At 29.5% G+C, this 16,848-nt stretch carries 21 protein-coding genes and 1 pseudogene; all 22 read right to left on the bottom strand.

Going from position 1 to position 16,848, the window contains the following annotated elements; translation table 11 throughout:
- Positions 1-827, bottom strand: a pseudogene (locus KGF50_RS14825) (hypothetical protein); the annotation flags it as partial.
- Between the two features lie 31 nt (positions 828-858).
- Positions 859-1,233: a FliM/FliN family flagellar motor switch protein gene (locus KGF50_RS14820; protein WP_227848773.1), complete on the bottom strand. Its 375-nt coding sequence runs from the start codon at positions 1,231-1,233 to the stop codon at positions 859-861.
- Positions 1,234-1,235: 2 nt separating this feature from the next.
- Positions 1,236-2,117 (bottom strand): FliM/FliN family flagellar motor switch protein, encoded by an 882-nt coding sequence (locus KGF50_RS14815; protein ID WP_227848771.1) that lies wholly within the window; start codon positions 2,115-2,117, stop codon positions 1,236-1,238.
- A gap of 22 nt (positions 2,118-2,139) precedes the next feature.
- The gene (locus tag KGF50_RS14810) at positions 2,140-2,901 is read right to left on the bottom strand and encodes a flagellar hook-basal body complex protein (protein ID WP_227848769.1); all 762 of its coding nucleotides are present in this window, start codon (positions 2,899-2,901) and stop codon (positions 2,140-2,142) included.
- Positions 2,902-2,921: 20 nt separating this feature from the next.
- Positions 2,922-3,695 (bottom strand): flagellar hook-basal body complex protein, encoded by a 774-nt coding sequence (locus tag KGF50_RS22580; RefSeq protein WP_227848764.1) that lies wholly within the window; start codon positions 3,693-3,695, stop codon positions 2,922-2,924.
- Between the two features lie 40 nt (positions 3,696-3,735).
- The gene (locus KGF50_RS14800; protein WP_227848763.1) at positions 3,736-3,921 is read right to left on the bottom strand and encodes a flagellar protein; all 186 of its coding nucleotides are present in this window, start codon (positions 3,919-3,921) and stop codon (positions 3,736-3,738) included.
- Positions 3,906-4,328, bottom strand: coding sequence for a DUF6115 domain-containing protein (locus tag KGF50_RS14795; protein ID WP_227848762.1), 423 nt, complete (start codon positions 4,326-4,328; stop codon positions 3,906-3,908). Before KGF50_RS14795 ends, KGF50_RS14800 begins: the two co-directional genes overlap by 16 nt.
- Positions 4,329-4,343: 15 nt before the next feature.
- Positions 4,344-5,045 carry a FliA/WhiG family RNA polymerase sigma factor gene (locus KGF50_RS14790; protein ID WP_227848761.1) on the bottom strand — a complete coding sequence of 234 codons (702 nt, stop codon included), beginning with the start codon at positions 5,043-5,045 and terminating at the stop codon, positions 4,344-4,346.
- 13 nt (positions 5,046-5,058) lie between these two features.
- Positions 5,059-5,937, bottom strand: a complete 879-nt coding sequence (locus KGF50_RS14785; RefSeq protein ID WP_227848757.1) for a MinD/ParA family protein — start codon at positions 5,935-5,937, stop codon at positions 5,059-5,061.
- A complete protein-coding gene (gene flhF, locus KGF50_RS14780; protein ID WP_227848756.1) occupies positions 5,934-6,947 on the bottom strand; it encodes a flagellar biosynthesis protein FlhF in 1,014 nt (337 codons plus the stop codon). Before flhF ends, KGF50_RS14785 begins: the two co-directional genes overlap by 4 nt.
- Positions 6,925-9,000 (bottom strand): flagellar biosynthesis protein FlhA, encoded by a 2,076-nt coding sequence (flhA, locus tag KGF50_RS14775; RefSeq protein ID WP_227848753.1) that lies wholly within the window; start codon positions 8,998-9,000, stop codon positions 6,925-6,927. Before flhA ends, flhF begins: the two co-directional genes overlap by 23 nt.
- 8 nt (positions 9,001-9,008) lie before the next feature.
- Positions 9,009-10,823 (bottom strand): fused FliR family export protein/FlhB family type III secretion system protein, encoded by a 1,815-nt coding sequence (locus KGF50_RS14770; protein WP_227848751.1) that lies wholly within the window; start codon positions 10,821-10,823, stop codon positions 9,009-9,011.
- 11 nt (positions 10,824-10,834) lie between these two features.
- Complete coding sequence (gene fliQ, locus KGF50_RS14765; protein WP_009888090.1) at positions 10,835-11,104, bottom strand: flagellar biosynthesis protein FliQ; 270 nt, start codon at positions 11,102-11,104, stop codon at positions 10,835-10,837.
- 12 nt (positions 11,105-11,116) lie between these two features.
- On the bottom strand, positions 11,117-11,782 hold the full coding sequence (fliP, locus tag KGF50_RS14760; protein WP_227434681.1) for a flagellar type III secretion system pore protein FliP: 666 nt from the start codon (positions 11,780-11,782) through the stop codon (positions 11,117-11,119).
- Entirely contained in the window at positions 11,783-12,157 is a 375-nt protein-coding gene (locus KGF50_RS14755; protein WP_227827764.1) for a flagellar biosynthetic protein FliO, read from the bottom strand.
- Positions 12,158-12,171: 14 nt separating this feature from the next.
- On the bottom strand, positions 12,172-12,615 hold the full coding sequence (gene fliL, locus KGF50_RS14750) for a flagellar basal body-associated protein FliL (RefSeq protein ID WP_227827765.1): 444 nt from the start codon (positions 12,613-12,615) through the stop codon (positions 12,172-12,174).
- 11 nt (positions 12,616-12,626) lie between these two features.
- A complete protein-coding gene (locus KGF50_RS14745) occupies positions 12,627-13,322 on the bottom strand; it encodes an OmpA family protein (RefSeq protein WP_227848750.1) in 696 nt (231 codons plus the stop codon).
- Positions 13,312-14,130: a MotA/TolQ/ExbB proton channel family protein gene (locus KGF50_RS14740; RefSeq protein WP_227848749.1), complete on the bottom strand. Its 819-nt coding sequence runs from the start codon at positions 14,128-14,130 to the stop codon at positions 13,312-13,314. Before KGF50_RS14740 ends, KGF50_RS14745 begins: the two co-directional genes overlap by 11 nt.
- The gene (locus tag KGF50_RS14735) at positions 14,130-14,333 is read right to left on the bottom strand and encodes a flagellar FlbD family protein (RefSeq protein ID WP_054268815.1); all 204 of its coding nucleotides are present in this window, start codon (positions 14,331-14,333) and stop codon (positions 14,130-14,132) included. Before KGF50_RS14735 ends, KGF50_RS14740 begins: the two co-directional genes overlap by 1 nt.
- A 12-nt stretch (positions 14,334-14,345) precedes the next feature.
- Positions 14,346-15,332 (bottom strand): flagellar hook-basal body complex protein, encoded by a 987-nt coding sequence (locus KGF50_RS14730; protein ID WP_227848748.1) that lies wholly within the window; start codon positions 15,330-15,332, stop codon positions 14,346-14,348.
- Positions 15,333-15,358: 26 nt separating this feature from the next.
- Entirely contained in the window at positions 15,359-15,967 is a 609-nt protein-coding gene (locus KGF50_RS14725) for a flagellar hook capping FlgD N-terminal domain-containing protein (protein ID WP_227848747.1), read from the bottom strand.
- A 17-nt stretch (positions 15,968-15,984) separates the two neighbouring features.
- On the bottom strand, positions 15,985-16,848 hold an 864-nt coding region (locus tag KGF50_RS14720), incomplete at its 5' end, for a flagellar hook-length control protein FliK (protein WP_227848746.1).

The following is a 16,848-nucleotide window of genomic DNA, read 5'->3' as shown; positions in this document are numbered from 1 at the left end:
TCAGACATCTGATTTTTTAAATTATTCATTTTATAAGAACTATATATATTTTGTCCTATTAATAATATACCTAATATTATTGCTAAATGTAGATATTTATTTTTTTTAATACTTTTTTTCTTATTAGAAGCTAAATTTTTCTGTTTTTCAGTTATATTATCTTTCTTAACTACATCTTTAGTTTCATCAAATTTAGAGTTTTTAGTATTTTTATGTGAAAATTCCCTCTCATAAATACCTACATCTGCATTACTTTTGATTTGTTTATTATATGTATCTGATATATTATTTTCTTGATTTAATAAATGATTTTCTTTATCAATCTTCTTTAAAACGTCTAGACATTCATCAAATTTTATGTATTCTTCTTCTTTATCATAAATCAAAGCAAGCAACTCATAAGGCTCTATTAAATCGCTATATTGCTCAGTTATAAATTTAAAACCTTGTATAGCTTCTTTGTACATTCCTTTATTTATGAATCTTATAAGCTGATTATATTTTTCAAAGAAAATTAAAAACTCCTCAGATGTAAGCATATTTATATACTTTTCACACAGAGCAGTTTTTTCGCAAAGTGAACTCTTATAGAAACTTTCTACAGCCTCATCAAAATTACATTTTAGTAAGTTTATAAGACCTATAAGATTTAAAATATCTACATCTTTTGGTCTTAAATCTCTTGCTTCTTTTAAAAATTTTAATCCACTTGATATACAATTATTATTTATATTATCAATAGATTCATTATATAGAGAACATGAGTCTTTTTTATTGAGTTTTAATATGTCTTTCTTTACATCATTTAAGTTTAAAATAAATACCACCTCATGCCATAAGTATTAATTAATTTTGTTTTTAAACAAGAGATTTTACCATGTCCTCTTCACTTACTATACTTGTTACTTTTACACCAAAGTTTAAGTCTACCACTACCACTTTTCCATAAGCCAGTACTTTATTGTCTATTAGTATTTCTACATCTTGGTCTGCTAAAGTATCAAGTTCAATGAGAGAACCTTTATTTAGATTTAAAATATCTCTCAAACTCATCTTAGTTCTTCCTATAACTACAGATAACTCTAACTTAAGGTCAAGTATTCTCTCTATATTATTTCTATTAACTTCAGAAATTTCTAAAGCTAATTCATCATCTCCACCAATTTCTTTTTCATTTTTATCATTCAATAACATTTTTGCTTCTTCATCTGAAATAAGATTACTATTATCCATGACTACACCTCTTTTTTAACAGCATCATTTATTTTAACACCCTTTTTACTTGATATAAATCCTGGTGTTGCTGTGTATGATTTTGAATTTTCTACATATACATCTATATAATCATTTATCTTTTTATTTGTTACTATTACATCTCCAACTTCTAGTTTAAGTAAATCCTCAACATTAATTGATACTTTACCGATCTCTGCAATAACTGATAATTCTATATTAGATACACTATCATAGATTTTCTTAGTGAATTCCTCTGAATTATCTCCTGCTTCCATATCTAAAAATTCTACTACAGAAATACTTTCCAAAACGGCCTCTAAAGCATTGTATGGGAAACAAAGTGAAACATTACCAATATGCTTATTATCATTTAGCACTTTTAAATCTACAACACATACAGGTGCAGTTGGTGAACACAATTGTGGTAAATTAATATGTGTGTGTGTATCTAATACTTGTATGTTTTCAAAGCCTTCAAATAAATGCATATTTCTTACTAAATCCTCCATAAGATGTAAAAGTAATTTCTTATCAAGTTCTGTAAGTTCTCTGTTAGTATCTATTGTAACTCCATTTCCTCCAGATGTTATATCAATCCACATATCAGCTACACTTCTATCTATTCTAAAAGAAAAGTTTTTCATAATAGGTTCCATCGAATTTTGTACTACTAAACATGAAGATGTCACTTTATCTAAAAAAGTTTGATAATTTACTTGGTCTATATTCTCAACCACCATACTAGAATTACACTTAAGTTCATAAACTATATAGTTTTTATATTTTTTACAGAATTCAGCTAATAAAAAATTTAAACAAGTTAAATTTTCTCTTGAATAACTCTGAGGTTTGCCGAAATCATAATCTTTCATATCATACATGAATATTCCTCACCTTACATAATTATTTAGCTCTTAAATTATTAGCTATTTGCCACATTTCATCAGCTGTCTTTATTCCTTTTGAATTCATTTGAAATGCTCTTTGAGTAGCTATTAAATCAACAAATTCTTCTTGTAAAGAAACATTTGACCTTTCTCTATAACCTTGGACTATATCCACTTTTGCAACTTGTTTAATTTGTGCTGCATCAGTTGCAACAAATAGGCTATCTCCTTCAGATATAAAATTTTGAGTTCCTGTAGGCTCATACAAATTTATCGTTCCTATTTTTTTATTATCTACAAATAAATCTCCATTTCTTGAAACGGTTAAGTTTGTATCAGTTATATTTGTATTATTGTAGTTATAACCTGCATCAAATTGGACATCTAATATATTTCCATTATCATCTACAATCTTACCTAAAGCATCTACATTAAATCCACCATTTCTTGTATATGCATATGTCCCATCATTTCTTATGACTCTAAAGAATCCTTCTCCGTCTATTGCCAAATCACTTTTACTATTTGTTGGAGCTAATGCTCCTTGTTCATAATTTCTCATAGGAGCTGAAGCTTTAGCACCAGTTCCAGTTGATATATCTTTACCATTTGTGGGATAAGATGGTCTATTTAGTACTTCGTCTACTAAATCAGAATATTCCATATTTAGCTTTTTATATCCTGTGGAATCAGTATTTGCTATATTGTTAGATATTATATCTAGTTTACTTTGATTTGCTGATAAAGCTGTTTTACTAGTATAAAACATTGTGTACATAAAAATTCACCTCCTATTATCTATCTTACTGAACCAATCTCGCTTGCTATTTTTGCTAATTTAGAATCCATAGCTTGAATTATCTTTTGATTTGCTTCATATTCTCTTGAAATTGTCATCATATTATTGATTTCAGATACCATATCAACATTAGATGACTCTATGGCATTTTGTATTGTATATGAGTTATTTGCTTTTATAGCTCCTTCTCCAGAATACAGGTTATCGCCTTCTTTTTTTAGCTTATTATAGTCATTAAAATCTACCATATTAAATTTGTACATAGCATTTCCGTCCAGTGATATTGTATTATCTTTTGCTACTTCAAATTTCTTGTTTCCTACATTTATATGACCAACAGCACCAGTAACAGTATTGGTTCCAAGAACATAGTATCCTTCACTAGTTATAAGGTCTCCTTGATTATCTGTCCTAAAATTACCATTTCTAGTATAAAATTGATTCCCAGCTGCATCACTAACCAAAAAGAATCCCTTACCTTGAATAGCTACATCCATTTTATTATCAGTCTGTTTTATAGGACCTTGGTTAAAGTTTGTAAGAGTTTCATCCATAGAAACACCTGGACTTATTTCACCTATCTCTTGCTTTTGTTTAGTTCCATTTATGTAGTTATTATAAGCTTCTAATTTCAATGAATCAAAACTCTTGGTTAAAAGCTGTTTACTTTTATATCCATTAGTATCCATATTAGCTAGGTTATTGACAACAACATTTTGCTTTTGTTGATTTGTTATCATAGCAGAAACTGCTGTATATAATCCTCTTATCACATTATGACCTCCTTTTTTGTAAATTTTGCAACAAGACTATTTACTCTAAAACTTTCATCTCACTTGCATATTTCATACCTAATGCTCTGGCCTTTTTTTCTATCTCTGCTTTGCTCATATCATTATTACTAAAAAGCATTATGCATAAAGTTGATATTAATATACCAATTCCTATTCCTAAAAGTACTTTTTTGTCAAATAATAATATTCTTAAATTTTGTAACAACTCCTTATTAATGACAGCTCACCCTTTCCAATATTTAGCATCTTGCATATTTCCACATCATCATAACCAGAATTTATAAGATGTTTCACTTTAAGAGATAGCTCATTTTCTTGTTTTATTTCCTGTTTTGATTCTATAAAGATATCTTCTTTTTTTTCTTCATTGGTTTTTATTAAGTTATAATTTTCATAAACTTTTATATGATTATTACTTCTTATTTCAGCAAGTACTTTATCTAAAAAGAATCTTCTTTTTTCTGCAACTATCAATCTATCATTTGCCTCATATTCCTGTTCAAATATTTTGTCAAAGTACCTGTTATCTTTGTTTTTTGATTCCTTATGTAAATTTGCAATTATAGTTACTATTATCAAAATAGACACTACTATTAATATAATTTGTATCATCACATCAATCACCATCTATATAGAATATTTAAGTTCTTTTATTTTGCTTCTCAAGTTTCTTATTGATTTTCTGTGGAGTTGTGAAACTCTTGATTCTGAAACACCTAGCACTTTTCCTATTTCCTTTAGATTTAAATCTTCATAATAGTACAGTGAAAGTATTAATTTTTCCTTTTCCTTTAAATTAGAAATTGCTTGAGATAAAATTTCTAGTTTTTCTTCTTCCTCTATTACATTTGCTGGGATATCTTCCTCTCTGTCACTTATTGCATCTTGTACAGTTTCATTTGTATCTTCAAAAATTACATGGTTTAATGATACAATATTTAGCATGTCTATATTACTTTCAATATTATAAAGTTCTTTTTCTGAAATATTTAATTCTTTTGCAATTTCATGTGAACTTGGCTCTCTTAATAATTCAGACTGCAATTTTTCTATTACTCTATTATATTTATTTACTTTAGTTAAATTGTGCTTAGAGATTGGACTTTGATTTCTAATTTCATCTAATATAGCTGATTTTATTTTTATATAAGAATAACTAGAAAATTTTGCTCCTTTTTCAATATCAAACTTATTTATTGCATCAATCAACCCAATGACTCCACTATTTACTAAATCTTGATATTCAAAGCCTTTCCCTGGTATAAAAAATTTTCTTGCTATACTCTTCACAAGAGGCATATTCTCTTTTATTAATTCTTCTCTATTCATTAACTACGCCTCCTTAGCCTTTAAATATACTAAACATCTTCCTTAGTAAGCCCTTATTATCAACCATCTCTTCTCTTGATTTACTTACCATTCTTTTTGCTATAGCTATAATACACTTTGAAGCACCACTTGTAGGATATTCCAGAATGAATGGTATCTGCTTTTTCACACATACCCCTACTTTTTTATCATCTATTATATATCCATATAATTCTAAATTAAGGTTTAAAAATTTATCTACTACCACCTTTATTCTGTTGTATGTAGATTTTGCTTCTTCTAAATTAATTACTCTATTAATTATAATATTTGCACTTCCCTTTATACCAAAATTACTTATGGCCTTTAATAAGCTATATGCATCAGTCAATGCGGTTGGCTCTGGAGTTGTTATTAAGAAAAACTCAGTACTGCAATATATAAATGACAATAGACTTTTACTCATACCAGCTCCTGTATCAATTATTATAAAATCAACATCATGAATCTGTTCTATGCTATGTATAAACTTATTTCTTTGAGCTTCTGTAAAATCTTCTATATGATTAAGTGCAGAACCTCCAGAAATTATATTCACACCATATTTAGTTCGTGAAATTATATCTTCTATATTTTTTTCACCATTAATTACATCAATTATAGTACCTTTTACATTTACACCCATTATTATATCTATATTTGACATTCCTATATCTGCATCTAATATAAGAACTTTTTTATTAAGCCTAGTCAAGCAGATAGACAAATTTGTAGCAAGATTACTCTTTCCAACTCCACCTTTACCAGAAGCTATTGTAATTATCTTAGGTGTATTACCATTCTCCACTATAAATTCATCAAGTCCCCTTTTCTCTATTGCCATTTTTCTCAAGATTTGAGCTTGGTCAATCATATACTTTCAACTCCTAATAGTAATCTTATAATCTTATCTTCATTAGGTTTTATAATATCATCAGGAACATTTTGTCCTATTGTAATATATGATATTGGTTTTTGTGCATAATTCACTATGTTAAATATGGAACCATATGTGATTGTTTCATCTAGCTTTGTAATTATTAAGCTTTTAAAGTTCACATGTCTATATGAATCTATAATTGCTTTTGTATCATTTTCTCTTGTTGTACAATTCAAAACTAAGTGTATATTATCAGTTTCAGCTTTATCTATGAGATTTTTGATTTCTAGTATTTGCATAGAATTTTTATATCCTCTACCTGTAGTATCTATTAATACAACATCACAATCTTTCATCTCATCAAGTGCCAACTCCATCTCATCAGGGCTTATTACTCCTTTAAAAGGAATATTCATTATGTCAGTATATATCTTTAGCTGCTCTACAGCACCAATTCTATAGGTATCTATAGTTATTACACCTACTTTTTTATTTTCCTCAAATACTAATTTTGCAGCTAACTTTGCTATTGTAGTTGTCTTACCTACCCCTGGTGGTCCAACTAGAGCAATTTTCCCATTCATCGTTGGATTTTCTATTTTAATCTTTTTCTTTAGACTCTCCACTAAATTTTTACTTGTGTCAATTCCATTGAACTTCATTTCTTGTAAGTCAGCTCTTATGGATTCTACAATTTCTTCATTTAACTCTAGATTTAGTAGGTTCTTACATATTTTATCTATATCATTGTCATTCTTATTATCGAACCCCATAGTACTTATAATTGACTTTAATTGTTCTACCTCTCGTTTCAAGTCATTTTGTTCTACATTATCTCTCTTTTCCCATCCGACAGTTAATTCGATATCTCTCTTTGAAAAAATACCTCGTATTCCAGATTTTCTTACTTCTTTTTTATCTATTAATGTAATATTGTCACCCAATTCCATTTTGGCCAGATTCATGGCATCCTGAATTGTATTAGCTGTATACTTTTTCGTCATCATATATGCTCACCACACCTTCTGCTTTGATTTTAACATCATTAGGTATTTCATTTAATGATAGTACAGTCAAATTAGGATACACAATCTCAACTAGTTTTCTAAATGGTGCTCTTATCTTTGGTGATACTACTATTACTGGTATATTATGATTGAAATATACATTACCTATTACATCTTGTATACTCTCAAATATTTTGTTTGTGTTTTCTGGGTCAACGGCTGGATAAGTTCCATTTACAGATCTTTGTAAATTATTAGATACCAATTCCTCAGTTTCTGGAGATAATGTAGCCACTACAATTGCCTTATCTTCATCCACCAAATTCGTACAAATACTTCTAGCTAAAGCTATTCTTACATATTCAGTAAGAAGCTCTATGTCTTTTGTATTTCGAGACTGGTCTGCAAGTGTTTCAAGGATTGTAACCCTATCTTTTATATTTACTTTTTCTCTCAACAGATTTTTAAGTACTTTTTGAACCTCACCAAGTGTCATTAAATCTGGTATCAATTCATCAACTACAGCACTATAATTTTCTCTTGCTGCATCTATAATAGTCTTGACTTCTTGTCTTCCCAGTAATTCATGTGCATTGGATTTTATTATATCTAGTAAATGGGTTATAAGTATTGTGGATGAATCTACAACTGTATAACCTTTTAACTCTGCATCTTCTACTTTATCACTTTCTATCCAAAGTGCCTCTATTCCAAAAGTAGGCTCAATTGTCTTTATTCCAAATATATTAAAACCTTGATTCATAGGGTCCATACATAAAACCATATTAGGCATTATCTCATATCCAGCAACTACATTACCTTTTATCTTTATATTGTATTGGTTTGGATTTAATTGTAAATTATCCCTTATTCTTATAGGTTGTACAACTATACCCATGTCTATTGCACATTGTCTTCTTATTGATGCTATTCTCTGAAGTAAATCTCCTCCTGCTGATTCATCAGCTAAAGATATTAAGCCATATCCAATTTCTACTTCTATAGCTTCTACATTTATTAAGTTTGTTACATCTTCTACTTCATTTTTATCTGGATTTACCATATCAGGTTTTTCAAACTCTAAATCTTCTAAAGTATCCTTCTTTTCTCTTCCTAAAAAGTAACCTGCTGCTATTGCACCTATACCCAGTGAAAAAAACGCTGGTTTTGGTAATCCAGGCATCATACCAAGTACAATTAAAACACATCCAGTCATCATTACTGCTTTTGGTATTGCTGTTAATTGCTTACCTACTAAATCACCAAAGTTTTCATCAGTAGAAGCTCTCGTTACGATTATACCAGCTGATGTAGATATTAATAGAGCTGGTATCTGACTTACAAGTCCATCCCCTATAGTAAGTCTTACATATGTTTGTGCTGCACCCATAAGAGTCATGTTTAGCATTACAGCTCCTATTACAATTCCTCCTATTATGTTTATTCCTGTTACTATAAGACCTGCTATAGCATCTCCTTTTACAAACTTATTTGCACCATCCATAGAACCATAAAAATCAGCTTCTTGTTGAAGTTCCTTTCTTCTCTTTCTAGCAGTTTTATCATCTATAACTCCTGCATTTAAATCTGCATCTATACTCATCTGTTTACCTGGCATGGCATCTAACGTAAATCTAGCTGTTACTTCAGATACTCTTCCAGAACCATTGGTTATAACGACAAATTGAACAATTAATATAATTAGGAATATAATTATCCCTACTACATAATTTCCACCTACAACAAAACTTCCAAATGCCTCTATAACTTCACCTGCATATCCCTGAGTTAAAATCAATCTAGTTGATGAAAGATTTAATCCCAATCTAAATAATGTTGTTACAAGCAACACTGTTGGAAATATAGATAAATCAAGTACATTTGTTGTAAATAATGTCATTAATAAAATTAGCACAGATAAACTTATGTTAATTGCCAGTAAAATATCTAATATAAATGTAGGTAATGGCACTATCATCATAAGAACAATTCCTACGACACCAAAGGCCACTATTACGTCCATATTTTCCTTTAGATTAAACTTATTCATTACTTATCCTACCTTTTTGGGATTTTGTATCTATTTTTAATCTTGTATACTGCTACTAATATCTCTGCAAAAGCTTGATACATATCCTCTGGAATTTCTTGGTCTATTTCTACTTGCTTATATAACAACCTAGCGATAGGTTTATTTTCTATTATTGGGATGTCATTTCCCTTTGCAATTTCCCTTATTTTAAAAGCTAAATAATCTGCACCCTTTGCTACTACTACGGGAGCTTGGTCTTTCCCTTTTTCATATCTTACTGCTACAGATAAGTGCGTTGGATTGGTTACTATTACGGTAGCACTTGGGACTGCTTGCATAGTCCTTTGAGATGAAATCTGTCTTTGTTTTTGTTTTATCTTAGCTTTTATTTCTGGGTCTCCTTCTGCGTTTTTATATTCATCTTTAACTTCTTGCTTTGTCATTCTCAATTGCTTTTTATGACTGTACCTTTGATAAAAATAATCTGCAACCGCTATGACTATCATGGCTATACAAATTTTACTTAATATGGAATATACTAAGTCTTTAACTGTGTACATTAAAGTTGGCAGATATATGTTTCCTAGTTTTAAGATATCTAAATAATTATCTTGAAAGAATTTATATCCTATATAAGCTAAAACAGATATAATCGCTGTATCTTTTATTAAAGTTGATAAACTTCTCATAGAAAACATGTTTTTGAATCCACTAATTGGATTTAATTTTGATAAATTTGGTTTCAAAGTCTCCCCTGTAAACAAAATTCCTACTTGAAATAAGTTAGCTACTACACCTAAAACTAAGAATGGAATAGCTATTGGCAAAAATATCTTGAAAAAATCCATTAATCCTACTATAATTAAGTTTTCTAGGTTTGAATAATTTATGTTCATATAAAAATTCACGCTTAAAAAATGATTAAGTGAAGATTTAAGTGTGTCCACTACATATGAAAATAATGTAGGGACTAACAAAGTGAATGCAAATAGGGTCATTGCAACAGGTAACTCTCTACTTTTTGCTATGTTACCCTTTTTTCTTTGTTCTCCCTTTTTCTTTGGAGTAGCTTCTTCTGTCTTATCTGTTGAACCCATAAAAAACATAGGGGCTAGTGCAAAAGTCCCCTCATACATCTTTGGTATTTGACTCAATAAATGACTTATTTGGTTGACGATTAAAGGTATTGACATGATAAACAGTGCAATCCCAACCAATATTTTTAATGGCATACCAACTATCATTACATTTAGTTGGGGTACGCTTCTTGATATAAGCCCTAAGATAAAATCTGCCATAAGCAGACAAAGTACAATAGGTATTGCTATTTTGAACCCAGTTATAAAGCACTGCACAAATATGTTTATTATATAATCTATATTATTATCTACAAATGATTTTCCTATTGGAATTAACTCAAAACTATACCTTATACCTCGAATTAAAATATGATGACCATCCATGCTAAAAAATATCATAATTGCTGTCCAGTTCATAAGATTATCGATTAGAGTCGTTTGAGTCATTGAATTTGGGTCAAACATATTAATCATTGATAATCCCATCTGTTGGTCCATCATAGAACCTGCCATTCTGATACTATAAAAACATAGATTCGTTATATATCCAAGTATAATCCCTGTTATAGTCTCATTTATACCATATAAAGTAAACATTACAATATTATCTATATTTGTTACATATTCAATTTGCATAGTACTTGAAATCAATATTGATATAATGATTGCAAAGAGTGACTTAAATAAAGCAGGTGTACCAGCTGGAAATAGCATTCTCAATGTTCCAAAGAAGGCTACTATTCTAATAAATACAAAAATCATCTGTATCCTACTTACTTAGTTATAAGAGACATCATATTGAATATCTCAGAAGTAAAACTAATAAGAGTATGTAACATCCAGCTTCCACCAATAGCTACTACCAAAAGAATTGCTATTAGTTTTGGTACAAATGTCAAAGTTTGCTCTTGGATTTGAGTTGTAGCTTGAAATACACTTATTAAAAGTCCAACTACAAGAGAAACAATGAGTACTGGGGCTGCAATCATAGCTCCTGTAAACATACCATTTTTAAGAACACTCATTATCATAAATTCACTCATACTATTTTTCTCCTATCCAAATCCCAATATCAATGTTTTTACTATCAAGTTCCATCCATCTACCATTACAAATAACAACAACTTAAATGGTAATGATATCATGACTGGAGGCAACATAAACATCCCCATAGACATTAAAACACTTGCCACAACAAGGTCTATTATCAAAAATGGTATGTATATTAAAAAACCTATTTGAAAAGCAGTTTTTAGTTCACTTATAGCAAAAGCTGGAACTACAACAGATAATGGTATATTTTCACGAGTTAATTTTTTTTCTTTTAACCCTGCTTGTTCTACAAATAAATCTAAGTCAGTTTGTCTAGTTTGCTTTAATAAAAACTCTTTTATAGGTACTTCTGCTTCCTTCATAGCTTTTTCCATAGTAATATCTTCTTTCATATATGGTTGTAATGCCTTTTCGTTTATTTCATTTAATACTGGTCTCATTATAAATATTGTCAATACTATTGCAAGCCCTACCAAAACTTGACTTGGAATTGCTTGTTGTGCTCCTAATGCTGATTTCAAAAATGATAAACTTATGACTATTCTAACAAAGCTTGTCATCATGAACATTACAAATGGTAAAAACATTAATGCAGTTAGAAATAAAAACAATTGCATTGAACTTGTATATGGTACATCAGCCAAAGGTAATTTTGATAATAGTTCCATTTACTTATCTTCCTTTTTTGTAAATTTTCCAATATATCTACTGAAATCATATTTTGCTTTGATTTTTTCCATTTTAAAATCTTGGATTTTAAAATTTCTTTCTTTAATGTCATCTTCTATTTTTGATATTTCCTCTTTGGTCAAATCTTTTATCTTATTCATACTAGCTGAAGAAGATGCAATAATACATCCTTCTTCACCTATTTTCAAAATTATTATGCTATTGTTTTTATTTATGCTTACAATGTCTAGTATTTTTACATATTTATCATTGTATTTTTTTAATAAAGTTCCCTGGCTAATTTTTAAAGATAAGACTATCAATATTAAAATTATTGGAATACATATTAATATCTTTAATAAATAAAGTATCATGTCTTACCATCCTTTTATTGTACTACTATATTTGTGAAATATATGTTTTGTATTACATTCCCGCCTAAATTTGTATTTAAAGTATTTTTTATTTCATCTTTTATATTATTTAGGTTTTCAGCAGCAAAATCATCTGCTCTTTTTGCCATAAGGCAATTTATAATATTATCTCTAATTAAAGGTGTATTTTTTTCTATATCTTTATATGAAGCATCATAAGACACAGTTATTGATACCTTTAAATATCTTACACCTTCATCAGCTAGCTTCAATACCATTTCTTCTAAATCAAGATTTTCTGTTTTTATTTCGTCTTTACCTTTTCCTGTTGGAATAAACAAACCTATAATCTTATCAATTTGTCCATTTCCACCTTTGCCTAATATAAAAAACCCTGCTCCTGCTGAGAAAACAATCAGTATCAAAATAATTAGAATAATTTTTTTATTTTTGAACAAAACTCTTCCTCCTAGTCGATAGTTATAAGTATATTAACTCTTCTATTCTCAGCTCTCCCTTTTGCTGTTTCATTTGAAACTAAAGGTTGATACTCTCCACATCCTGTTGCTGAAAATAGTTTAGGGTTCATGCCCTTTTCTTCTACAAAGTATCTTACAACACTTACTGCTCTACTAGAAGATAAATCCCAATTGGACTCATGTGTACTTGATTTTACAGGTACATTATCAGTATGACCTTCTATAACTATCTTATTTTTCATCATTTTTATCATGTCATATACTTTATTGAGAGTAGCTTTACTATCAACTTTTAACTCCGAAATCCCAGAGTCAAATAAGATTGAATCATCTAGCTCTAATAAAATCCCTCTACTATCATCCTTAACTGTTACACTATTTTGTAAGTTAGAATTATTAACCTTATCTTTTAAATCCTGCTCTAAATTTGACTTATCATTTTTATCTACTAAGCCACTATCTATTGGAGACTTCGCACTTGTACTTGAACCTGTGTTAAACATACTTACTCCAGAAAACTGACCTTTTAATGCATTTGATATATTTTTAAATTTTTCCATATCTACAACTGATGTTGCATATAACAATACGAAAAATGTAAGAATTAGAGTTATTGTGTCTGCATAAGTGGCCAACCATGCATCTGGATTTATCTCATCCTTTTTTTTATTCTTTTTACGCACCATTACTCATTGCTCTTTCTGTATTTTTATTAGATTTCATAAACTGTAATTTTTCACTTTTTGAAAGATACGTCGCTAAACGTTCCTCAACCACTATACTGCTTTCACCAGATTGTATACTTATGATACCTTCCAGCATCATTTCTTTTATGTAAACTTCTTTTTCCGTTTTTTCATCTATGTTATATGCAATTGGATTTAAAGCAATATTTGCAAGTAGAGAACCATAAAATGTTGTAATTAACGCCTTTCCCATACCAGAAGCAATCAAATCTGGTGATGTAAGGTCAGATAGCATTTGTATAAGACCTATTAGAGTCCCTAACATTCCAAATGCAGGTGCAAATGTTCCCCAAGTTTTAAATATCTTTGAATATCTATTATTTGTATCTTCAACAGAATCTATCTCTAATTCTAATATAGACCTTATTTCATTTACTTCCAGACCATCAATACATAACTCTAATCCTTTTTTCATAAATGGGTCTTGTATTTTCATTACATCACTTTCTATTGACAAAAGACCTTCTCTTCTAGCCTTTTTAGAAAGTGCTTTAAATTGATTTAACAAGTCTAATCTTGATATACTCGTTGTTTTAAATGAGTATTGTAGTGCGTTTTTTATAAGTTTCATATCATCAATAGTAAATGTAATCATCAACGCCCCAAATGAACCAAATACTGTGATTAATATAGATGCAAAATCAAAAAAACTTTTTAATCCCGAACTACTTCCTTTTACTGCTCCAAACAAAACTAATACTGTAGATAATATTAGTCCAATGAATGTCAGTGAATCTGTTTTTTTCATTACTTTTCGCTCCTAATATAGCCTACATTTATTTTCCTTTTATACTTTATTACTTTATCTACTATTTCATCTACAGACTCTTTCACAAGATTTTTTTCTCCTGTTGTAAGTAATATTCTGCTTTCTGGAACTGAATCAATTCTTACTATAAGGTCTGAATTTAATATGTAGCTTCTTCCGTTTAAATCTGTTACTCTTATCATATTATGTACCTACTATCTCTTAAGACTTATTATTTCTTGAAGTATCTCATCTGATGTAGATATTATTTTGCTGTTTGCTTGGAAAGACCTACTTGCTATTATCATTTCTGTAAATTCTTCTGCTATATCTACATTTGAAGCTTCTATCGCTCCTTGTATTATTGTTCCTGTAGCTCCTGCTATTTGTGGGTCTCCTGAGTTTGCTGATGGCTTGTATAAGTTTCCTCCATCTGCATCTAGTCCTGCTGGATTTTGGAATGCATATGTTTGTACTTTTTGAAGTTTTCCATCATTAGTTGCTATTGCAGGAGTTGGTACCTTTCCTACTTCAGAATTGTCAGGAATATCATACACAAACTGAGTTCTTTGCCCATCACTTAATAGAAATTCTACTGTTCCATCCTTTGATATATTATACTCTAGTACATTTTGAACTGTACCATCTTTAGGGCTTATACTTTGAAGAGGTATTACAATAGGTTCTTTTCCTTGTGCCGGAAGATTTTTAGTAAATTCACCAGTAGTAGCATTATATGTACCTGTATAAACCTCACCTTGTAACATATATCCATCACCATTTACAAGTCTTCCACCTTTGACACCTTGTAAAGGTCCTGCTGCTGCTTTATATCCTGTATCTAGGTTAAAAGAACCATCTCTTGTATACATAACTGTACCTTGCCTTACTACTGGAAGATACCCATCTCCATCTATCATTAAATCTGATGGTCTATTAGTTGGTTGTACATTTCCTTGTGTCATATCTTTATTTATGCTTGATATCTTGCTACCTACACCTACTTGTCCTAAGTTTGTTCCACCTAATGCAGCTGTTGGAGCACTTGCATATAATACAGTTTGATAAAATGAATCTGTTATTCTAGCTGAACTTTTCTTAAAAGCAGTAGTTCCAGCATTTGCTACATTGTTACCTATTACATCTAGTTTAGTTTGATTTGCTTTCATTCCACTTACACCTGAATACATTGCTTTTATCATGAATTTACCTCTTTTCTAATTTAATATTATTCTTGTTCTGGAGATTCTGGTTCTGGAGATTCATTTTCTTCTCCTGAATTTGTATCCACCTCTCCTATTTTAAGTAATTTTTCATATTTAACATCCACAGTTTTATCACTACCATCTACTTTTAATTCTAAGTGTACTTCTCCATCTTTTATATATGTAGACTTTACTACACCTACAATGTTTTCATCTTTTTCCTCTTCTCCAGATACTTCTACTTGCTTACCAATTAACGATGTCGCCATACTCAAAGCAGAGTTTATTAGAGTAGAGTTACTTAAAGCTAAGAGTATATCTAGCTTGTCGTTCATAGCTGACATCTTTTCTAAAGTTGCAAACTGAGCTAATTGTGATACATACTCTGTTGGGTCTTGTGGATTCATTGGGTCTTGATTACCCATTTGTGCTACAAGTATTTTCATAAACAAGTCTTTATCAGCATCGTCACCCTGTCCTATAATTGGAGTTCCGTTATCTGTTACTGTCTGATTTCCTTTACTCCTAACTTGTTTATTAGAAATATCATTAATATTTCTTTCAAGTTGGCTCAAGCTATTTGACCTATAGTTTCCTTGAGCCCCTACTAAAGCTGTTGCTACTCCGTACATACAGTATTTCCCCCTTATTAAGCTAATAAATCTACTCTATCATCATCAATATTTTCTTTAATTTCATCTTCTATGACCATATTGTTACGCTTATTATTTGTATCCTGCTTATTCATATTTTCTTGGTTATTTTGTCTATTTTGTTGTTCAAATGCTTTATCAAAAGTATCTGATGTACTTCTATTATCACTATGCATTTGCACGGATACATCTTTTATATTTACATTTGTAAGTTCAAGATGTTGCTTTAAATCTGTTATATTTTTATTTATAGAGTCAAAAACATCTTTATTAAAAACAGTTACAACAGCTTTCATACTTTCGTTATCTTTTAATAATTGTATGTTCATATCCCCTAATTCTTTTGGTCTTAATCTAATTGTTAATTCTTGTATGTCATTTATTTTCATATGTTTAATAGCTTTGATAGAATCATCCATAACATTTGATTCTATCTGCTTTAAATTAACATTATCATTTTTAATTTTGTTCATATCAATACTCTTATTTATTACTTGACCAAAATTTCCATTTTTATTTCCATTAACTCCTGCTAGTTTCTCCAAAATATCAGAGCTATCATCTCTATTCTTATTTGAATTAAGATTATCCATTCTATTACTATCAAAGTTATATAAATCTATGCTTTTATTATCATCCTCTGTAGTTTTACTAATTACTTCAAAGTTTTCGTTAACATTATTATCTAAAAGTTCTCTTAACTTCATCATGTCTAAATTTTGCATATCATTAGATTTATTCATATCAGCCTTATTTAACTCTGAATTTTGCTTTACAATATTATTAAATATATTTTTATTAAGTTTAAGCTCTTGTTTCAATTCATCCGATATATTTAGTTTTTCCATATCATTCAATAT

Source organism: Clostridioides sp. ZZV15-6598 (assembly GCF_020657705.1).
In the GTDB taxonomy this organism is placed as follows: domain Bacteria; phylum Bacillota; class Clostridia; order Peptostreptococcales; family Peptostreptococcaceae; genus Clostridioides; species Clostridioides difficile_F.
The sequence above is the reverse complement of the archived record's forward strand: the minus strand, read 5'-3'. Positions and strand labels throughout refer to the sequence as shown.

Coding starts and splice junctions, on each gene's coding strand:
- KGF50_RS14820 (WP_227848773.1), bottom strand. CDS start 1,233: ATGGATAATAGTAATCTTATTTCAGATGAAGAAGCAAAAATGTTATTG.
- KGF50_RS14815 (WP_227848771.1), bottom strand. CDS start 2,117: ATGTATGATATGAAAGATTATGATTTCGGCAAACCTCAGAGTTATTCA.
- KGF50_RS14810 (WP_227848769.1), bottom strand. CDS start 2,901: ATGTACACAATGTTTTATACTAGTAAAACAGCTTTATCAGCAAATCAA.
- KGF50_RS14795 (WP_227848762.1), bottom strand. CDS start 4,328: ATGATACAAATTATATTAATAGTAGTGTCTATTTTGATAATAGTAACT.
- KGF50_RS14790 (WP_227848761.1), bottom strand. CDS start 5,045: ATGAATAGAGAAGAATTAATAAAAGAGAATATGCCTCTTGTGAAGAGT.
- KGF50_RS14785 (WP_227848757.1), bottom strand. CDS start 5,937: ATGATTGACCAAGCTCAAATCTTGAGAAAAATGGCAATAGAGAAAAGG.
- flhF (WP_227848756.1), bottom strand. CDS start 6,947: ATGACGAAAAAGTATACAGCTAATACAATTCAGGATGCCATGAATCTG.
- flhA (WP_227848753.1), bottom strand. CDS start 9,000: ATGAATAAGTTTAATCTAAAGGAAAATATGGACGTAATAGTGGCCTTT.
- KGF50_RS14770 (WP_227848751.1), bottom strand. CDS start 10,823: ATGATTTTTGTATTTATTAGAATAGTAGCCTTCTTTGGAACATTGAGA.
- fliQ (WP_009888090.1), bottom strand. CDS start 11,104: ATGAGTGAATTTATGATAATGAGTGTTCTTAAAAATGGTATGTTTACA.
- fliP (WP_227434681.1), bottom strand. CDS start 11,782: ATGGAACTATTATCAAAATTACCTTTGGCTGATGTACCATATACAAGT.
- KGF50_RS14755 (WP_227827764.1), bottom strand. CDS start 12,157: ATGATACTTTATTTATTAAAGATATTAATATGTATTCCAATAATTTTA.
- KGF50_RS14745 (WP_227848750.1), bottom strand. CDS start 13,322: ATGGTGCGTAAAAAGAATAAAAAAAAGGATGAGATAAATCCAGATGCA.
- KGF50_RS14740 (WP_227848749.1), bottom strand. CDS start 14,130: ATGAAAAAAACAGATTCACTGACATTCATTGGACTAATATTATCTACA.
- KGF50_RS14735 (WP_054268815.1), bottom strand. CDS start 14,333: ATGATAAGAGTAACAGATTTAAACGGAAGAAGCTACATATTAAATTCA.
- KGF50_RS14730 (WP_227848748.1), bottom strand. CDS start 15,332: ATGATAAAAGCAATGTATTCAGGTGTAAGTGGAATGAAAGCAAATCAA.
- KGF50_RS14725 (WP_227848747.1), bottom strand. CDS start 15,967: ATGTACGGAGTAGCAACAGCTTTAGTAGGGGCTCAAGGAAACTATAGG.